The organism is Yersinia rohdei ATCC 43380 (assembly GCF_000173775.1).
GTDB classification, from domain to species: Bacteria; Pseudomonadota; Gammaproteobacteria; order Enterobacterales; family Enterobacteriaceae; genus Yersinia; species Yersinia rohdei.
Genome location: NZ_ACCD01000003.1, coordinates 129,398 through 144,903, shown reverse-complemented (window position 1 = coordinate 144,903; position 15,506 = coordinate 129,398). Strand labels below are relative to the sequence as shown.

Sequence of the window (15,506 nt, the reverse complement as noted above, 5' to 3'; positions counted from 1 at the left end):
TGGCAACCTTCACAGCTAAAATAGTATTACAACATCTAGCGTTTAGGTGTCCTATAGGAACATGCTTATAGTCGCCAAAACAAAACAACTTATGCCGTTAAGGTTAACACAGGTCGTTAACACAACGGAGAGAGTTCGTTGCGGAGTGCTACATTCTAGCGTTAGCTCCCGCCTTTGTCTTTAAGATTCAGGAGAGTACATGGAGTTCAGTGTAAAGAGCGGCAGCCCGGAAAAACAGCGCAGTGCCTGTATTGTAGTCGGCGTTTTCGAACCCCGCCGTCTATCTCCCATTGCCGAACAACTCGACAAAATTAGTGATGGCTACATCAGCGCTTTATTGCGCCGTGGTGAACTTGAAGGCAAAGTCGGGCAGACGCTGTTACTGCACCATGTGCCGAATATTCTCTCCGAGCGCATCTTGTTAATTGGCTGTGGTAAAGAGCGCGAGCTTGATGAACGCCAGTACAAGCAAGTGATCCAAAAGACCATCAATACCCTTAATGACACCGGCTCAATGGAAGCGGTTTGCTTCCTGACCGAATTGCATGTCAAAGGCCGTAATACCTACTGGAAGGTGCGTCAGGCGGTAGAAACTGCCAAAGAAACGCTTTACACCTTCGATCAGCTTAAAAGTAATAAAACCGAGCCGCGCCGCCCATTGCGTAAAATGGTGTTCAATGTGCCAACTCGTCGTGAGCTTACCAGCGGCGAACGGGCTATCCAGCATGGTTTAGCGGTGGCATCGGGCATTAAAGCAGCTAAAGATTTGGGCAATATGCCGCCAAATATTTGTAATGCCGCCTATTTGGCATCTCAAGCGCGCCAGTTGGCCGATGCATTTAGCACCAATATCATCACTCGTGTGATTGGTGAGCAGCAAATGAAAGAGCTGGGAATGCACTCTTATCTTGCTGTTGGTCATGGTTCTCAGAATGAATCATTGATGTCGGTGATAGAATATAAAGGTAATCCTAACCCTGACGCTAAGCCAATTGTGCTAGTGGGCAAAGGGCTAACCTTCGACTCCGGTGGTATTTCGATTAAACCGGCCGAAGGCATGGATGAAATGAAATACGACATGTGCGGCGCGGCAACAGTTTATGGTGTCATGCGCGTGGTTGCTGAACTGCAACTGCCATTAAACGTAATTGGCGTGTTGGCGGGCTGTGAAAACATGCCGGGTGGTCGTGCTTATCGTCCAGGTGATATCCTCACCACCATGTCCGGTCAGACCGTTGAAGTTCTGAATACCGATGCGGAAGGCCGGCTGGTATTGTGTGACGCACTAACCTATGTCGAGCGTTTTGACCCAGAATTGGTCATTGATATTGCCACCTTGACCGGCGCGTGCGTCGTGGCGCTGGGCCATCACATTACCGGTTTAATGTCGAACCACAATCCATTGGCTCATGAGCTTATCGGGGCGTCGGAACAAGCCGGTGACCGCGCATGGCGCTTGCCGCTGGGTGATGAGTTCTACGAGCAACTGGACTCCAATTTTGCTGATATGGCAAATATTGGCGGCCGCGCTGGTGGGGCGATTACCGCAGGTTGTTTCCTGTCACGCTTTACCCGTAAATACAGTTGGGCGCATTTGGATATCGCGGGAACAGCATGGCGTTCAGGTAAGAACAAAGGCGCAACAGGCCGACCGGTCGCGTTGTTGTCTCAGTTCCTGCTTAACCGCGCCGGGCAAAACGGCGACGATTAATCGTTTACTCTATTTCCATCGGATATACACTCAAAGTCATTGGAGTTGCAGGTAGGCGGCAAACGAACTTATCCCGATGAACTTACATCAGTAAGTGATTCGGGTGAGCGAGAGCAGCTAACAACCCTGCGGCTTCAAGGACGAAGAGTGCAGAGAACCTATGAAAAACGCCACCTTCTATCTGCTCGAACACGACACGCCCGCCGGTGAGCTGCGCGCTCATGAGGCCTTGGCCTGTGAAGTGGCAGCAGAACGTTGGCGGGCAGGCAAACGGGTGCTTATCGCCTGTGAAAGTCAGGAGCAGGCCCAACGGCTGGATGAAGCCCTGTGGCAGCGAGCCCCAGAAAGATTTGTGCCACATAATCTGGCCGGTGAAGGGCCAAAATATGGTGCGCCGGTAGAACTGGCATGGCCAGAACGGCGTGGCAATTCCCCCCGTGACTTGCTCATCAGCCTGCTGCCAGAGTTCGCAGCTTTTGCCACTGCTTTCCATGAAGTGGTAGACTTCGTTCCTTACGAAGAAAATTTGAAACAGTTGGCGCGCGACCGATATAAGTCTTATCGCAGCGTCGGCTTCCACTTGACTACGGCAACGCCGCCAACTAATTGAACTAAAAAAGAAAATGGAAAACACACCTTCTAATATCGACAAAGCTGAGCCATCCCTCGATAAAACCTATAGCCCACAGGAAATCGAGCAGCCGCTGTATGAGCACTGGGAAAAGCAGGGTTATTTTAAGCCGAACGGCGATACCAGCAAAGAAAGCTACTGCATCATGATCCCGCCGCCAAATGTGACCGGCAGCTTGCACATGGGCCATGCTTTCCAGCAAACCATCATGGATACGTTGATTCGCTATCAGCGCATGCAAGGTAAAAACACCTTGTGGCAAGCGGGTACCGACCACGCCGGTATCGCGACCCAGATGGTCGTTGAGCGCAAGATTGCCGCAGAAGAAGGCAAAACTCGCCACGATTACGGCCGTGATGCATTTATTGATAAAATTTGGGAATGGAAAGGCGAATCAGGCGGCACCATTACTCGTCAGATGCGCCGCTTGGGTAACTCTGTGGATTGGGAACGCGAACGTTTCACCATGGACGAGGGCCTGTCTAACGCGGTTAAAGAAGTTTTTGTCCGCTTACATAAAGAAGATCTGATTTACCGTGGCAAACGCCTGGTGAACTGGGATCCGAAGCTGCGCACCGCCATCTCTGATCTGGAAGTAGAAAACCGCGAATCGAAAGGCTCCATGTGGCATCTGCGCTACCCGCTGGCCGATGGCGCGAAGACCGCTGAAGGGAAAGATTACCTGGTTGTCGCGACCACTCGCCCAGAAACCGTGCTGGGCGATACCGGTGTTGCAGTGAATCCGGAAGATCCGCGTTACAAAGATCTGATCGGCAAAGAAGTGATCCTGCCGCTGGTGGGTCGCCGCATTCCTATCCTCGGTGATGAACACGCCGATATGGAAAAAGGCACCGGTTGTGTGAAAATCACCCCGGCCCATGACTTTAATGACTATGAAGTCGGTAAACGCCACGCCCTGCCAATGATAAACATTTTGACTTTCGACGGTGATATCCGTGCAGAAGGCGAAGTGTTTGATACCAATGGTGAAGCCACCGATGCATGCAGCGGCACAATTCCAGCACAGTTCCAAGGTCTGGAGCGTTTTGCTGCTCGTAAAGCTGTCGTGGCTGAATTTGATAAACTCGGCCTGCTGGAAGAGGTTAAACCACACGACCTGACGGTACCTTATGGCGACCGTGGCGGCGTGGTTATTGAACCTATGCTGACCGACCAATGGTATGTTCGCACTGCCCCGCTGGCGAAAGTCGCCATTGAAGCGGTGGAAAACGGCGAGATTCAATTCGTCCCTAAACAGTACGAAAACATGTATTACTCGTGGATGCGCGACATTCAGGATTGGTGTATTTCTCGCCAATTGTGGTGGGGCCACCGCATTCCGGCCTGGTATGACGAAGACGGCAAAGTGTACGTCGGTCGCGATGAAGCTGAAGTGCGCCGTGAAAATAACCTGGGCGCAGATGTGGCCTTACGTCAGGATGAAGACGTGCTGGATACCTGGTTCTCATCAGGTTTGTGGACGTTCTCAACTCTGGGCTGGCCTGAGCAGACCGAAGCACTGAAAACTTTCCATCCGACCAGTGTCGTGGTCAGTGGCTTTGACATTATTTTCTTCTGGATTGCCCGCATGATCATGCTGACCATGCACTTTATGAAAGATGAAAATGGTAAGCCGCAAGTGCCGTTTAAAACTGTGTACATGACCGGCCTGATCCGTGATGACGAAGGGCAGAAAATGTCCAAGTCCAAAGGCAACGTTATCGACCCACTGGATATGGTCGATGGTATCTCGCTGGAAGAGTTGCTGGAAAAACGTACCGGTAACATGATGCAGCCGCAGCTGGCCGATAAAATCCGCAAGCGCACCGAGAAACAGTTCCCGAACGGCATTGAACCCCACGGTACTGATGCCCTGCGCTTCACACTGGCCGCACTGGCATCGACTGGCCGTGATATTAACTGGGACATGAAGCGCCTGGAAGGTTATCGCAACTTCTGTAACAAGCTATGGAACGCCAGCCGTTTTGTACTGATGAATACCGAAGGGCAGGATTGTGGGCAACATGGCGGCGAAATGGTGCTGTCACTGGCTGACCGCTGGATCTTGGCTGAATTCAATCAGACCATCAAAGCTTACCGTGAAGCAATGGACACCTATCGCTTCGATTTGGCAGCAGGTATTTTGTATGAATTCACCTGGAACCAATTCTGTGACTGGTATCTGGAACTGACCAAACCGGTGATGAACTCCGGTTCAGAAGCTGAATTGCGCGGCACTCGCCACACACTGATAGAAGTGCTCGAAGCGCTGCTGCGTCTGGCTCATCCTATTATTCCTTACATCACTGAAACTATCTGGCAGCGGGTTAAAACCCTGAAAGGCATTACTGCGGACACCATTATGTTGCAGCCTTTCCCAGAATATGATGCCAACCAGGTCGATGAGAAAGCCCTGAGTGATTTGGAATGGATCAAGCAAACCATTATTGCCGTGCGTAATATTCGGGCGGAAATGAACATCGCGCCGGGTAAACCGCTGGACGTAATGCTGCGTGGTGCCAATGCTGATGCTCAGCGTCGTGTGCTGGAAAACCAGAGTTTCATCCAGTCGCTGGCGCGCTTATCTTCTCTCACCTTGCTAGCTGATGGTGATAAAGGCCCGGTATCTGTGACCAAACTGGTTGAAGGTGCTGAAGTATTGATCCCAATGGCCGGTCTGATTGATAAAGCCACTGAATTGGATCGCTTGGCAAAAGAAGTTGCGAAGCTGGAAGCAGAGATTGAGCGCATCGAAAGTAAATTGAGTAACGAAGGTTTTGTGGCGCGCGCGCCAGAAGCCGTAGTTGCCAAAGAGCGCGAAAGAATGGCGACCTGTGCTGAAGCTAAACAGAAATTAATTGAGCAGCAGGCAGTTATTGCTGCGCTGTAATTAATCTGACATCGGTGAAGTAAAAACAGCGGGATATTCATTATACCCGCTGTTTTTTATCATTGCCTCTGAGTGTCATTCGGTGGTATTACAGTTTATTACTAAGTTATTACCATTCGATTTATAGAGTAATACGCCATGACCACAGCTACACCTATTCGCCTGTTAGTACGCCCCATCACTGCAGTAGACAATCTTGCTATCGCCAATGTTATCCGGGATGTTTCGGCTGAATTCGGCCTGACCGCAGATAAGGGCTATACCGTGTCTGACCCCAATCTGGAAAGTTTATATGAGCTGTATAGTCAGCCGCGTAGTGCTTACTGGGTAATTGAAGTGAATGGCAATATCGCGGGCGGCGGTGGCGTGGCACCTTTATCTGGTGGTGATGCGGATATCTGTGAATTGCAGAAAATGTATTTCCTACCGGTATTGCGCGGCAAAGGGCTAGCTAAACAATTAGCCTTGCAGGCACTAGAATTTGCCCGTCAACAAGGGTTTGGCCGCTGCTATCTGGAAACCACTGCCAGCCTGACCAGTGCGGTAGGTTTATATGAAAGATTAGGTTTTGAGCATATTGATGGCCCAATGGGAAATACCGGCCATGTGGATTGTGAAGTTACCATGCTGAAAACGCTTTAATTCCTCTATATTTTCACTTCTAAGAGAACATTTTTATGTGCTATTTTTTATATTAATTTTATTTTTAATGATTTTAATATAGTTGTAAAATAAAATAAGTAAATTCATTAAATAATTAACAACCAACAAAAAAAATGAATAATAAATAAAAAAAAATCACGTATACTTATTATTAAATTTAATATTTAGGTAACAATAATGACTGTGCAAAGCTATGATAAATGGGTTGGGCCAGCACCCGGTTATACTTTATCTGATTACCGATATGGCGCTAATGGCCCCTGGCCGATGATAAACACTCTCGTCGCCGAGTTGCCTCCGATTATTAAAAATGTCCCACAAGATCAATTAGATGACTTTAGAATCAAAGTCGTTTCTCATTATAGTAAAACATTGAAATCTGGTAGGGTGAAAATAATTTTAAAAATGTTGGCGGGGGATTGGCGACTAAAACCAGCCAGTGATGAAAATTTTTCTCATCAAATATTTTTTGGCATGTTTAGCAAATTATTAACTGATTGCATCACTGAGCAAGAAGCTATAGATTTTTCTGATGTTATAGATATAAATAACCTACGAAATAAAAGTGGAGAACCTTACTATTTAAAAATAGATACATTAAGCATGAATAAAGTTCTGCCATTACATGGAATTTACTCCGCCCCAACGGTGACCATATTTAAACGAATAAACAAAACCACCGGTATTCCACTAGCAATAAAAATTAACAATCTAATCTTGAGCCCAAAAGACGGCGAGGCTTGGGAATTGGCAAAATATTTCGTATTGCAAGGCATCTTAATGCTTTGTGTTCAAGGTAAACACCCTCAACTCCATTTCCCTATGGATGCCATTAGTGCCATAAGTCTAACCAGTTTGCCAACTCAGCATATATTATATAAATTACTTACGCCCCATACCTGTATTCAGTTAGCCATCAATCAGGCCGTAACCCTTATCCCCTATTCAGTTGGTCATAATAACCAATACCTGCCTTACACCCCATTCCCTGGTTGGGGAAATATCCCAGTAATTCATAAAGATATGGGCTGGCCTGGTCAGTTAAAAGATGCCTTTTGCGGTATAAATGGAAACGACAGTTATCCCGAATATAAATATCCGCTATATCCTGAAAAAATATGGTCTGACCTTGAAGATTTTTTACTGGCTTATTACGCCGTGATATTCGAATTTGTCAGTGGCGTAGTACGGCATATATCCCCAACAGATCCAATAGTCGCTTATTGGAGCAATGCCATTGCCGCTTGGGTGCCTGGTTTTCCCAACGCCCAAAAGATAACTCAGGATGATATTTTCGTCCGGGCGTTGACCTCCTTTATTTGGGATGTCTCCGTGGCTCATTCCGCCGATCATGGCGCTTTAGGCCAATATCAGCAAAATATTATCCCATTACGTCTCCGAGTGCCGCCTCCCACCAGTAAATCCATTCCGCCGCTCAATCGCCGACAATTAGTTAATTTCGACGATACATTACGTAATAGACTCTGCTTCTCCATGTATTTTGGTCCACCGCAAAGTGTCGAACACCTGTATGATACTTGGTATGGTTTTGATCACCCGACGCTAGATAAACTCAATAGCTTATTCCTGCAACAACTCGCGGAAACCGAAAAAAATCTCACCTGCCGACATTTTATAAAACTTAAAGATATTGCCCGCAGTATTAATTTCTAATCGCTCATAAGCTATCTTTAGTGCACAAAAAAGCCCACGCTTTTACTGCATGAGCTTAGTCGCGATAAAGCTAACGCTCAAAACATCAAATTAGTGGCGCTTACCGTCGTCGTCTTCATCAATCAACTCTTCGTCGTCGAATTCGCCGTCTTCTTCATCTTCGCCGTTAGGGTCTTCATAGTAGGTGCCCCAGCCGTCGTAATTTACGCCACAGGTTTCAGCCAGTGCCATTAGCTGTTCGACTTGCGCATCAATCACTTCTGCATTCAGTGCGACTTCGCTAATCACATCACAGCACATCACTACAGAGCCGTCTTCGATTTCCAGCTCTTCGGCATCTGTTACTTCATAACCCAGCTTGAAAGCTTCGACGGCGGCTTTTTCCAGCACTTCGAACTTCTCAGATGAAAGGTGGTGTTCAATGGTGTATAGCGCATCCGGATCGCTGCCGTCATCTAGCAGTTCTTCGATGATCAGGCGAGTTTCGTCACGTTGTTCGTCCAGTTTTTCGCGGTTTGCCATGCCTTTATCCTCAGTCAATGGGCTTTGTATCTGGCTATTTTCCCACACCCACGCGGTTGCCTCCACTACAAACGAGAAAGATTTATTGATGGGGGTTGTAATTGAATATTTATACGTATAAATTGAATATAAATTCATATTGAAGTTCAATTAAACCTCCAGAAATTGGTGTAGTGGCAGGTGATTAATCGTGCTGCGGCAACAAGTACCCGGGGGACATGGAGATGAGCACTATGAGTCAGTTCTATAAACGTCACTTTCTAAGGTTACTGGATTTTACCCCCGCCGAGATTACCGCCCTACTGGAACTGGCGGCAGAGCTGAAGCAAGCTAAGAAATCCGGCCAAGAGTTGCAAAAACTGGCAGGTAAGAATATCGCGCTCATCTTCGAAAAAGACTCGACTCGTACTCGATGCTCTTTCGAAGTTGCCGCATATGATCAAGGTGCGCGTGTGACTTACCTCGGCCCAGGTGGGAGCCAAATCGGGCATAAAGAATCAATTAAAGATACCGCCAGAGTATTGGGGCGCATGTATGACGGTATTCAATATCGCGGTCATGGTCAGCAGGTGGTTGAAACACTGGCAGAATTTGCCGGTGTGCCCGTTTGGAATGGGTTAACCAATGAGTTCCATCCAACCCAATTACTGGCCGATTTGCTGACCATGCAAGAGCAATTACCAGGTAAGCCATTGAGTGAAATGAAATTTGCCTACCTTGGTGATGCGCGTAATAACATGGGCAACAGCATGTTGGAGGCCGCAGCGCTGGTGGGCATGGATTTACGTCTGGTGGCACCAAAAGCATGTTGGCCAGATGCCGCATTAGTGGCAACTTGTCAGGCGCAAGCTCAAAAAACCGGTGGTAAAATTACGTTAACGGAAGATATCGCCGAGGGTGTCAAAGGGGCAGATTTTCTGTATACCGATGTTTGGGTCTCAATGGGGGAACCCAAAGAGGTATGGCAGGAACGTGTGGCGCTGTTGAAACCCTATCAGGTCAATATGAATGTGGTAAAACTCACTGGCAACCCACAGGTTAAATTCCTGCATTGCCTGCCCGCCTTCCACGATGACCAAACCACTGTCGGCAAGCAAATGGCGGAACTTTATGATTTACCGGGCGGAATGGAAGTGACCAACGAAGTGTTTGAATCGGCTCACAGTATTGTATTTTCTCAAGCAGAAAACCGCCTGCACACCATCAAAGCGGTGATGGTGGCCACCTTGAGCCAAGGATAAAATAATAAAGCCGATGAGGTTGATAGCAACACAGTATTATCAGCGGGGGCGACTGCACCAATGGTCGCTCCGACGGCTGATGCTGTTAGCTTATTGCCCCTCTAATCAACTTTATCAGCAGTCTGAGCCGATCAATCACATTGACCGGCTATTTTACAAATCAACCCTAACTCGCCAGCAAGATGGCTTACTTTACCGCCATTTTAACCACGGCTTTGCGCACGTTTGCCGGCTCACCTACCGCGCATAATGGCTTGTGTACTTCACCGGGGTAAAACACCACAAAATCGCCGGTTTGCATCACAAGCTGCTTCTCATCAACACCTGCGGGCAAAAAGGCAATATCTTTATCTGCCAGCCAATCAGTATCAGGTTTTCCAGCAGGACAATTACTGAACGTCATCCCTTCCACACCGGCCAGCACTATCTGAATATCCAGATATTTGGCGTGATATTCCGCACGGCGGTTTTCCAGATAGTCAGTGCAATCATTGGAAATTAAAACAAACAGATTATTGCCATCAATATCATGCTTGCCCAATGGGGTTTCTGCGGTGATATTTTTTTTCACATATTCAATGGCAGCTTTCAGTTGCTCAGGTAGATAAGGCAGCAATTCCAAATGATGAATATTTCCGGTAATCATGACTTTCCCTTTTTATAAACAAAATGAAATAACGTTTCATTATATCAGTTCACTCTGAATTTAGTGGAAAGTCTGTGACATTTTCAGATCGCCTGAAAATCATTACCTTTTTGTAATGTTTTTTTATCACTAATTGATATAACAAATAACTGTTGAGACTTTGACCCCAGACAGCAAAGCCATTATCGTGAGAAACTGTGATGAAATAGTCTAAAAAACAACAATTTCCACTTGGTATAACTATCAAATACCACCTATATATATTAACAGCATATTGGTCTTAATCCATTTTCAGGGAGTCTCAATGAAAGCTAAAATTCTGTCATTTTTGGTTATGGCAGCAGTAACCGGCAGTGCGCTGGCTGCAACCCCTCCAGATACTCTGGTCGTTGTGCAATCCCTGGATGATATCGTTAGCCTTGATCCGGCTGAAAGTAATGAACTGTCGAGCATTCAGACCGTCCCAAGTCTCTATCAGCGGCTGATACAAGCCGATCGTGATAACCCGGAAAAAGTCGTACCGATTCTGGCGGAAAGCTGGCAAGGCGATGCAGCGGCCAAAACTCTAACGATAAAATTACGTCCACAGGCCGTGTTTTCCTCCGGTAATCCGGTACAAGCCGATGACGTTATTTATTCTTATGCTCGCGCGGTCAAAATGAACCGCTCGCCCGCCTTTATTCTTAACGTATTGGGCTGGGAACCGAGTAATATCGACCAACATCTGAAGAAGATTGATGCCAATACGGTACAACTGAGTTGGAGTGCGGATGTCAGCCCAGCAGTTGCTCTGAATATTTTATCAACACCGATTGCCTCAATTGTGGATAAAAAAGCCGTTACCGCCAACATTAAAGATGACGATTATGGCAATGCTTGGTTGAAGATGAATTCTGCTGGCAGCGGCCCATTCAAAATGCGGGTTTATCAACCGCATCAGGCCATAGTGTTGGATGCCAACCCAACAACTCCTGGCAGTAAGCCACTGATTAAAAATATTATTATCAAAAACGTGCCAGATCCAAGTGCACGTCGCCTGCTGATTCAGCAAGGTGATGCCGATATCGCCCGTGAATTAGGGCCAGATCAAACTGCGGCACTGAAAACACAAGCTGGCGTTAAAGTCGTTGAGATCCCCTCGGCGGAACAAAACTATTTAGCCTTTAATACCGCCAATCCCGCCAACCCACTGTTGAAAAAACCAGAGTTTTGGCAGGCTGCCCGCTATTTAGTTGATTATCAAGGTATTACCAAAGACTTGCTGAAAGGCCAGTATTTCGTGCATCAAAGCTTCCTGCCGGTCGGTTTGCCGGGTGCGCTGGAAAGCAATCCATTCACCTTTGACCCTGCTAAAGCCAAAGATATTCTGGCAAAAGCGGGTATTAAAGACCCGACACTGACACTGGATGTAGAAAATAAACCGCCATTTATTACCATTGCTCAATCCTTGCAAGCCAGCTTTGCACAAGGTGGGGTGAAATTGGTATTACTGCCAGCCGCCGGCAGCCAGGTTTATGGTCGCGTTCGCGCCAAGCAGCATCAGTCGGCTATCCGCCTGTGGATCCCTGATTATTTCGACGCGCACTCCAATGCCAGCGCCTTTGCCTATAATGACGGTAAGAGCAGCACGGTTGCCGGTTTGAATGGCTGGGTTATCCCAGAGTTGAATAAACAGACATTGGCGGCAGTGGCAGAGGCCGATCCCGCGAAGCGCACTGCGCTCTACACCCAGCTACAACAAGAACTGCAACAGAACTCGCCTTATATCTTTATCGATCAAGCCAAAGCACAAGTGGTGCTGCGCGATAATGTAAAAGGTTACCAACAAGGTCTGAATGCAGATATGGTCTACTATGACCGTGTCAGTAAGTAGTCTTTGCCCTTGATACTTGAGGTTGCAGGGGGTATGGCGGGCTTTGCTGACTCACTGCCTGCAACTCCAAGCTCTTTGGGCATAGCTTTTGCTGATAAATTTATTATGAAACAGTGAGTTGCTAGCCAATGTCTGTCGCATTAAATAATACGCCGGGAACTCAATCCCGGCGTCGTCTTTGGGGCTTTTTACAGGGATTATTTACCCTGGCCCTGACCTTGTTCGGCCTACTGGTTATCACCTTTTTTCTCTCGGCAATGTCGCCGGTAGACCGGGTGTTACAAATTGTGGGCGACCACGCCAGTGAAGCCACTTATCTGCAAGTTAAACAACAACTTGGGCTAGACAAACCATTACCGGTACAGTTCTGGCATTATCTGGAGCGCCTTGCCCACGGCGATTTAGGTCTGGCCAGTGCCAGTGGTCAGCCGGTGTTACATGATTTGCTCACCGTGTTTCCTGCCACACTGGAGTTGGCGACATTATCGCTCATCATCGGCGCATCACTGGGGGTTATCCTTGGTCTATTATGCGCCCGCTGGGCGGGCAGCAAGCTGGACGCCACCATCCGTTTTATCACTCTGCTGGGTAATTCCGTGCCCATCTTCTGGCTTGGCCTGTTAATGCTGCTGCTGTTTTATGCTCGCCTGCAATGGAGCCCCGGCCCCGGCCGCCTTGATGATATCTATCAATATACAGTGGAAGCCAAAACCGGTTTTGCCCTGATAGATACCTGGCTGTCTGGTGATGCCAGTGCTTTTGCCAATGCCATCGCCCATTTAATCTTGCCGGTTGCCCTGCTCTCTTACTATGCCTTAGCCAGCATCACCCGCCTGACGCGATCCGCTTGCCTCAGTGAGCTGAATAAAGAGTACATCACACTGGCAAGGGCCAAAGGTGCGGGCGAGATGCGCATCTTGCTGATGCATGTGCTGCCAAATATCCGTGGTACTTTGCTGACCGTGATTGCGCTGGCGTATACCAGCATGTTGGAAGGCGCGGTGTTAACTGAAACTGTCTTTGCCTGGCCGGGCATTGGCCGCTACCTCACCAGTGCGCTGTTTGCCGGAGACACCACGGCCATTATGGGCGGAACTCTGCTGCTCGGAATGTGCTTTATTTTGATTAACAATGTGACGGATCTGCTGGTTCGCCTGCTAGACCCGAGAACGCGCTGATATGACAATCATAAAATTCTGCCAAGCGCTAAGGCGTTCCCCCTCCACCAGCATCGGGCTGTTTATTCTCTCCTTGCTGGTCATCATCGCGATTTTTGCCCCCGTGCTGGCCCCCTTTGATCCCAACTGGCAAAACTCGGCTGACCGGCTCTTACCCCCAGGGGCGATTCACTGGTTAGGGACTGATAGCTATGGCCGCGATATGCTGTCGCGCCTGATTTACGGCACTCGCCCAACCTTAGGATTAGTGCTGTTAGTTACCGTGATTACCTTGCCATTGGGGCTGCTGGTTGGGGTGCTTTCGGGCTATTACGGTGGCTGGCTTGAGCGAATTCTCATGCGGGTCACGGATGTGGTGATGTCAATGCCACGGCTGATTCTGGCCTTTGCTTTTGTCGCCATGTTGGGCCCCGGTTTGATTAACGGCGCACTGGCATTGGCTCTCACCACTTGGCCGGCCTATGCCCGCCAGGCCAGAGCCGAAATTCAGTTATTACGTAAAAGTGATTATTTAGCTGCCGCTGAAATGATGGGAATCAAAGGGTTACGTTTGCTGTGGGGCCATATTTTACCTATGTGCCTCCCATCGGCGGTAGTGCGACTGGCACTCGATTTGGCGGGGATTATTCTGGCCGCGGCGGGATTGGGTTTCCTGGGGTTAGGGGCGCGCCCGCCGATGTCTGAATGGGGTTCAATGGTAGCTGACGGCATGCAAGTTATCTTCGACCAGTGGTGGATTGCCGCGATCCCGGGCTGCGCTATTTTACTCAGCAGCATGGCATTTAACCTGCTAGGCGATGGCCTGCGCGATATTTTGGATCCTCACCATGACTGATAAAGTTTTCGCCGTCGACAATTTGTGTGTCGATTTTCAGCAACAAAGGGTGGTGGATAATATTTCATTTCATCTCGGCCACGAACGAGTCGCACTGGTGGGTGAGTCGGGTTCTGGCAAATCCATTACCGCCAGAGCCTTGATGGGCTTAGTCCGCGCCCCCGGCAAAGTCAGTGCCAAAAAGCTAAGTTATTACGCGGATAATACCGACGAACAAGGTAACCCGGGCCAGATTATCGAACACGATCTGACGCGCCTGAAACCCAAGCAATGGGGCGCATTACGTGGCAGTGAAATTGCTATGGTGCTACAAGACCCCCGCTACGCGCTGAATCCGGTGCGCACCATCGGGAAACAAATTACTGAATCTCTGCTCTTGCACAACCGCCTTTCCCGTGCAGATACCTATGAGCGGGTGCTAAATGCACTGGCTTCTGTCGGATTAAGTGACAGCGCTTATCACAGCTATCCCGGCCAACTTTCTGGCGGTATGGGGCAGCGGGCCATGCTAGCCATAGCCTTAGTGAATAATCCCAGAGTATTAATTGCCGACGAACCCACATCGGCCTTAGATGCCAAATTACGAAATCAGATCCTTGAATTGATCGTCGAGAAAACTGAGCAGCGCAATATGAGTTTGTTGCTGATCAGCCACGATCTGCCGCTGGTCGCCGAACATTGCCATCGAGTGTTAGTGATGTATCAGGGGAAATTGGTAGACCAAGGGCTGGCGGCAGATTTGCCTCATTCAACTCATCCTTATACCCATACTTTATGGGCTTGCCGCCCGAATGCCAGCACCTATGGCACTGACCTGCCGGTGCTGGATCGCAATGCAGATTTCTCTGGAGGCACTCGTGGCACTGATTGAAGTCAAGAATTTACACGTCAGTTTTGCCCAACAGAATCAGGTGAAAACCGCTGTTGAGTCCGTCAGTTTTGCTGTTGAAGAAGGCGAAACTTTCAGCTTGATAGGTGCCTCTGGCTGCGGTAAATCCACCGTGTTGCGCACTCTGGCCGGTTTGCAGCGGGAATGGCAGGGCGAAATAACCTTGCTGGGGCACCCTTTACAGCCGAAGCAACGTTTCGTCGGTCAACTGCGCAAAGATGTGCAGATGGTGTTCCAAGACCCTTATGCATCGCTTCATCCTCAACATACTATTCAGCGCACTCTGGGTGAGCCGCTAAAGATTCACGGCGAGCAAAATATTCAGCAGCGGATTGACCAGGCACTTGAGCAAGTGGGTTTACCCGCCTCTGCCGCGCGGCGTTTTCCACATCAATTCTCCGGTGGTCAGCGCCAGCGCATTGCTATCGCCCGCGCCCTGCTATTAAGGCCAAAACTGTTGCTGCTCGATGAACCGACCTCGGCATTAGATATGTCGGTTCAGGCCGAAATCCTAAATCTACTCAACCACTTAAAACACCAACACGGCATGACATACTTGTTAGTCAGCCATGATAGTGATGTTGTCGCACATATGTCCGAACGCGCGGCCATGATGGAAAGTGGCAAAATAGTGCGGGAGTTTACCCGACGGGATCTAGAGCTTGCCGAACATTTTATGGGGTAAAGTTTAGCAATTCGGTGCAGTTGAGCATTGGGGATTGGGGGGTTATTAAAGCAGCGAGTTAACCTTAT

The 15,506-nt window shown here is 48.6% G+C and carries 13 protein-coding genes; 11 read left to right on the top strand and 2 right to left on the bottom strand.

The genetic code is table 11. The annotated features are described in order from the left end of the window. The first annotated feature begins 199 nt into the window (after positions 1 to 199). The 5 genes from pepA to YROHD0001_RS13255 all read left to right on the top strand — a co-directional run bounded on the left by pepA (position 200) and on the right by YROHD0001_RS13255 (position 7,569). Positions 200 to 1,711, top strand: a complete 1,512-nt coding sequence (gene pepA, locus YROHD0001_RS13235) for a leucyl aminopeptidase (RefSeq protein ID WP_004713749.1) — start codon at positions 200 to 202, stop codon at positions 1,709 to 1,711. Positions 1,712 to 1,871: 160 nt separating this feature from the next. Further along, complete coding sequence (locus YROHD0001_RS13240) at positions 1,872 to 2,321, top strand: DNA polymerase III subunit chi (protein ID WP_004713748.1); 450 nt, start codon at positions 1,872 to 1,874, stop codon at positions 2,319 to 2,321. A 13-nt stretch (positions 2,322 to 2,334) separates the two neighbouring features. After that, positions 2,335 to 5,232, top strand: coding sequence for a valine--tRNA ligase (locus YROHD0001_RS13245; RefSeq protein ID WP_004713747.1), 2,898 nt, complete (start codon positions 2,335 to 2,337; stop codon positions 5,230 to 5,232). 138 nt (positions 5,233 to 5,370) lie between these two features. Continuing rightward, positions 5,371 to 5,874, top strand: a complete 504-nt coding sequence (locus YROHD0001_RS13250) for a GNAT family N-acetyltransferase (protein ID WP_004713746.1) — start codon at positions 5,371 to 5,373, stop codon at positions 5,872 to 5,874. Positions 5,875 to 6,072: 198 nt separating this feature from the next. Then, on the top strand, positions 6,073 to 7,569 hold the full coding sequence (locus tag YROHD0001_RS13255) for a hypothetical protein (RefSeq protein ID WP_004713745.1): 1,497 nt from the start codon (positions 6,073 to 6,075) through the stop codon (positions 7,567 to 7,569). A 90-nt stretch (positions 7,570 to 7,659) separates the two neighbouring features. Here YROHD0001_RS13255 and rraB read toward each other — a convergent pair whose 3' ends face one another. Next, the gene (rraB, locus tag YROHD0001_RS13260; RefSeq protein WP_032816301.1) at positions 7,660 to 8,091 is read right to left on the bottom strand and encodes a ribonuclease E inhibitor RraB; all 432 of its coding nucleotides are present in this window, start codon (positions 8,089 to 8,091) and stop codon (positions 7,660 to 7,662) included. A 233-nt stretch (positions 8,092 to 8,324) separates the two neighbouring features. On the opposite strand from rraB, the gene argF reads away from it, so the two are divergent. Then, positions 8,325 to 9,332, top strand: coding sequence for an ornithine carbamoyltransferase (argF, locus tag YROHD0001_RS13265; RefSeq protein ID WP_032816273.1), 1,008 nt, complete (start codon positions 8,325 to 8,327; stop codon positions 9,330 to 9,332). 187 nt (positions 9,333 to 9,519) lie between these two features. On the opposite strand, the gene YROHD0001_RS13270 is transcribed toward argF, so the two are convergent. Next, positions 9,520 to 9,978: a NanQ anomerase/TabA/YiaL family protein gene (locus YROHD0001_RS13270; protein ID WP_004713742.1), complete on the bottom strand. Its 459-nt coding sequence runs from the start codon at positions 9,976 to 9,978 to the stop codon at positions 9,520 to 9,522. A 304-nt stretch (positions 9,979 to 10,282) separates the two neighbouring features. Between YROHD0001_RS13270 and YROHD0001_RS13275 the strand changes: the two genes are divergently transcribed. The 5 genes from YROHD0001_RS13275 (at position 10,283) to YROHD0001_RS13295 (ending at position 15,438) form a co-directional block, all read left to right on the top strand. Next, the gene (locus YROHD0001_RS13275; protein WP_004713741.1) at positions 10,283 to 11,851 is read left to right on the top strand and encodes an ABC transporter substrate-binding protein; all 1,569 of its coding nucleotides are present in this window, start codon (positions 10,283 to 10,285) and stop codon (positions 11,849 to 11,851) included. A 128-nt stretch (positions 11,852 to 11,979) separates the two neighbouring features. Next, positions 11,980 to 13,029 carry an ABC transporter permease gene (locus tag YROHD0001_RS13280; protein ID WP_004713739.1) on the top strand — a complete coding sequence of 350 codons (1,050 nt, stop codon included), beginning with the start codon at positions 11,980 to 11,982 and terminating at the stop codon, positions 13,027 to 13,029. A 1-nt stretch (position 13,030) separates the two neighbouring features. Continuing rightward, on the top strand, positions 13,031 to 13,864 hold the full coding sequence (locus tag YROHD0001_RS13285; protein WP_004713738.1) for an ABC transporter permease: 834 nt from the start codon (positions 13,031 to 13,033) through the stop codon (positions 13,862 to 13,864). Next, positions 13,857 to 14,735 (top strand): ABC transporter ATP-binding protein, encoded by an 879-nt coding sequence (locus tag YROHD0001_RS13290; RefSeq protein ID WP_032816271.1) that lies wholly within the window; start codon positions 13,857 to 13,859, stop codon positions 14,733 to 14,735. The genes YROHD0001_RS13285 and YROHD0001_RS13290 overlap by 8 nt, the downstream gene beginning before the upstream one ends. Further along, on the top strand, positions 14,722 to 15,438 hold the full coding sequence (locus tag YROHD0001_RS13295) for an ABC transporter ATP-binding protein (RefSeq protein WP_032816268.1): 717 nt from the start codon (positions 14,722 to 14,724) through the stop codon (positions 15,436 to 15,438). Before YROHD0001_RS13290 ends, YROHD0001_RS13295 begins: the two co-directional genes overlap by 14 nt. Positions 15,439 to 15,506 lie beyond the last annotated feature (68 nt).

Bases quoted from the DNA above. Each gene is read 5' to 3' on its own strand.
- rraB (WP_032816301.1), bottom strand. From the start codon at position 8,091: ATGGCAAACCGCGAAAAACTGGACGAACAACGTGACGAAACTCGCCTG.
- argF (WP_032816273.1), top strand. From the start codon at position 8,325: ATGAGTCAGTTCTATAAACGTCACTTTCTAAGGTTACTGGATTTTACC.
- YROHD0001_RS13240 (WP_004713748.1), top strand. From the start codon at position 1,872: ATGAAAAACGCCACCTTCTATCTGCTCGAACACGACACGCCCGCCGGT.
- YROHD0001_RS13270 (WP_004713742.1), bottom strand. From the start codon at position 9,978: ATGATTACCGGAAATATTCATCATTTGGAATTGCTGCCTTATCTACCT.
- YROHD0001_RS13290 (WP_032816271.1), top strand. From the start codon at position 13,857: ATGACTGATAAAGTTTTCGCCGTCGACAATTTGTGTGTCGATTTTCAG.
- YROHD0001_RS13250 (WP_004713746.1), top strand. From the start codon at position 5,371: ATGACCACAGCTACACCTATTCGCCTGTTAGTACGCCCCATCACTGCA.
- YROHD0001_RS13245 (WP_004713747.1), top strand. From the start codon at position 2,335: ATGGAAAACACACCTTCTAATATCGACAAAGCTGAGCCATCCCTCGAT.
- YROHD0001_RS13255 (WP_004713745.1), top strand. From the start codon at position 6,073: ATGACTGTGCAAAGCTATGATAAATGGGTTGGGCCAGCACCCGGTTAT.
- pepA (WP_004713749.1), top strand. From the start codon at position 200: ATGGAGTTCAGTGTAAAGAGCGGCAGCCCGGAAAAACAGCGCAGTGCC.
- YROHD0001_RS13275 (WP_004713741.1), top strand. From the start codon at position 10,283: ATGAAAGCTAAAATTCTGTCATTTTTGGTTATGGCAGCAGTAACCGGC.
- YROHD0001_RS13285 (WP_004713738.1), top strand. From the start codon at position 13,031: ATGACAATCATAAAATTCTGCCAAGCGCTAAGGCGTTCCCCCTCCACC.
- YROHD0001_RS13280 (WP_004713739.1), top strand. From the start codon at position 11,980: ATGTCTGTCGCATTAAATAATACGCCGGGAACTCAATCCCGGCGTCGT.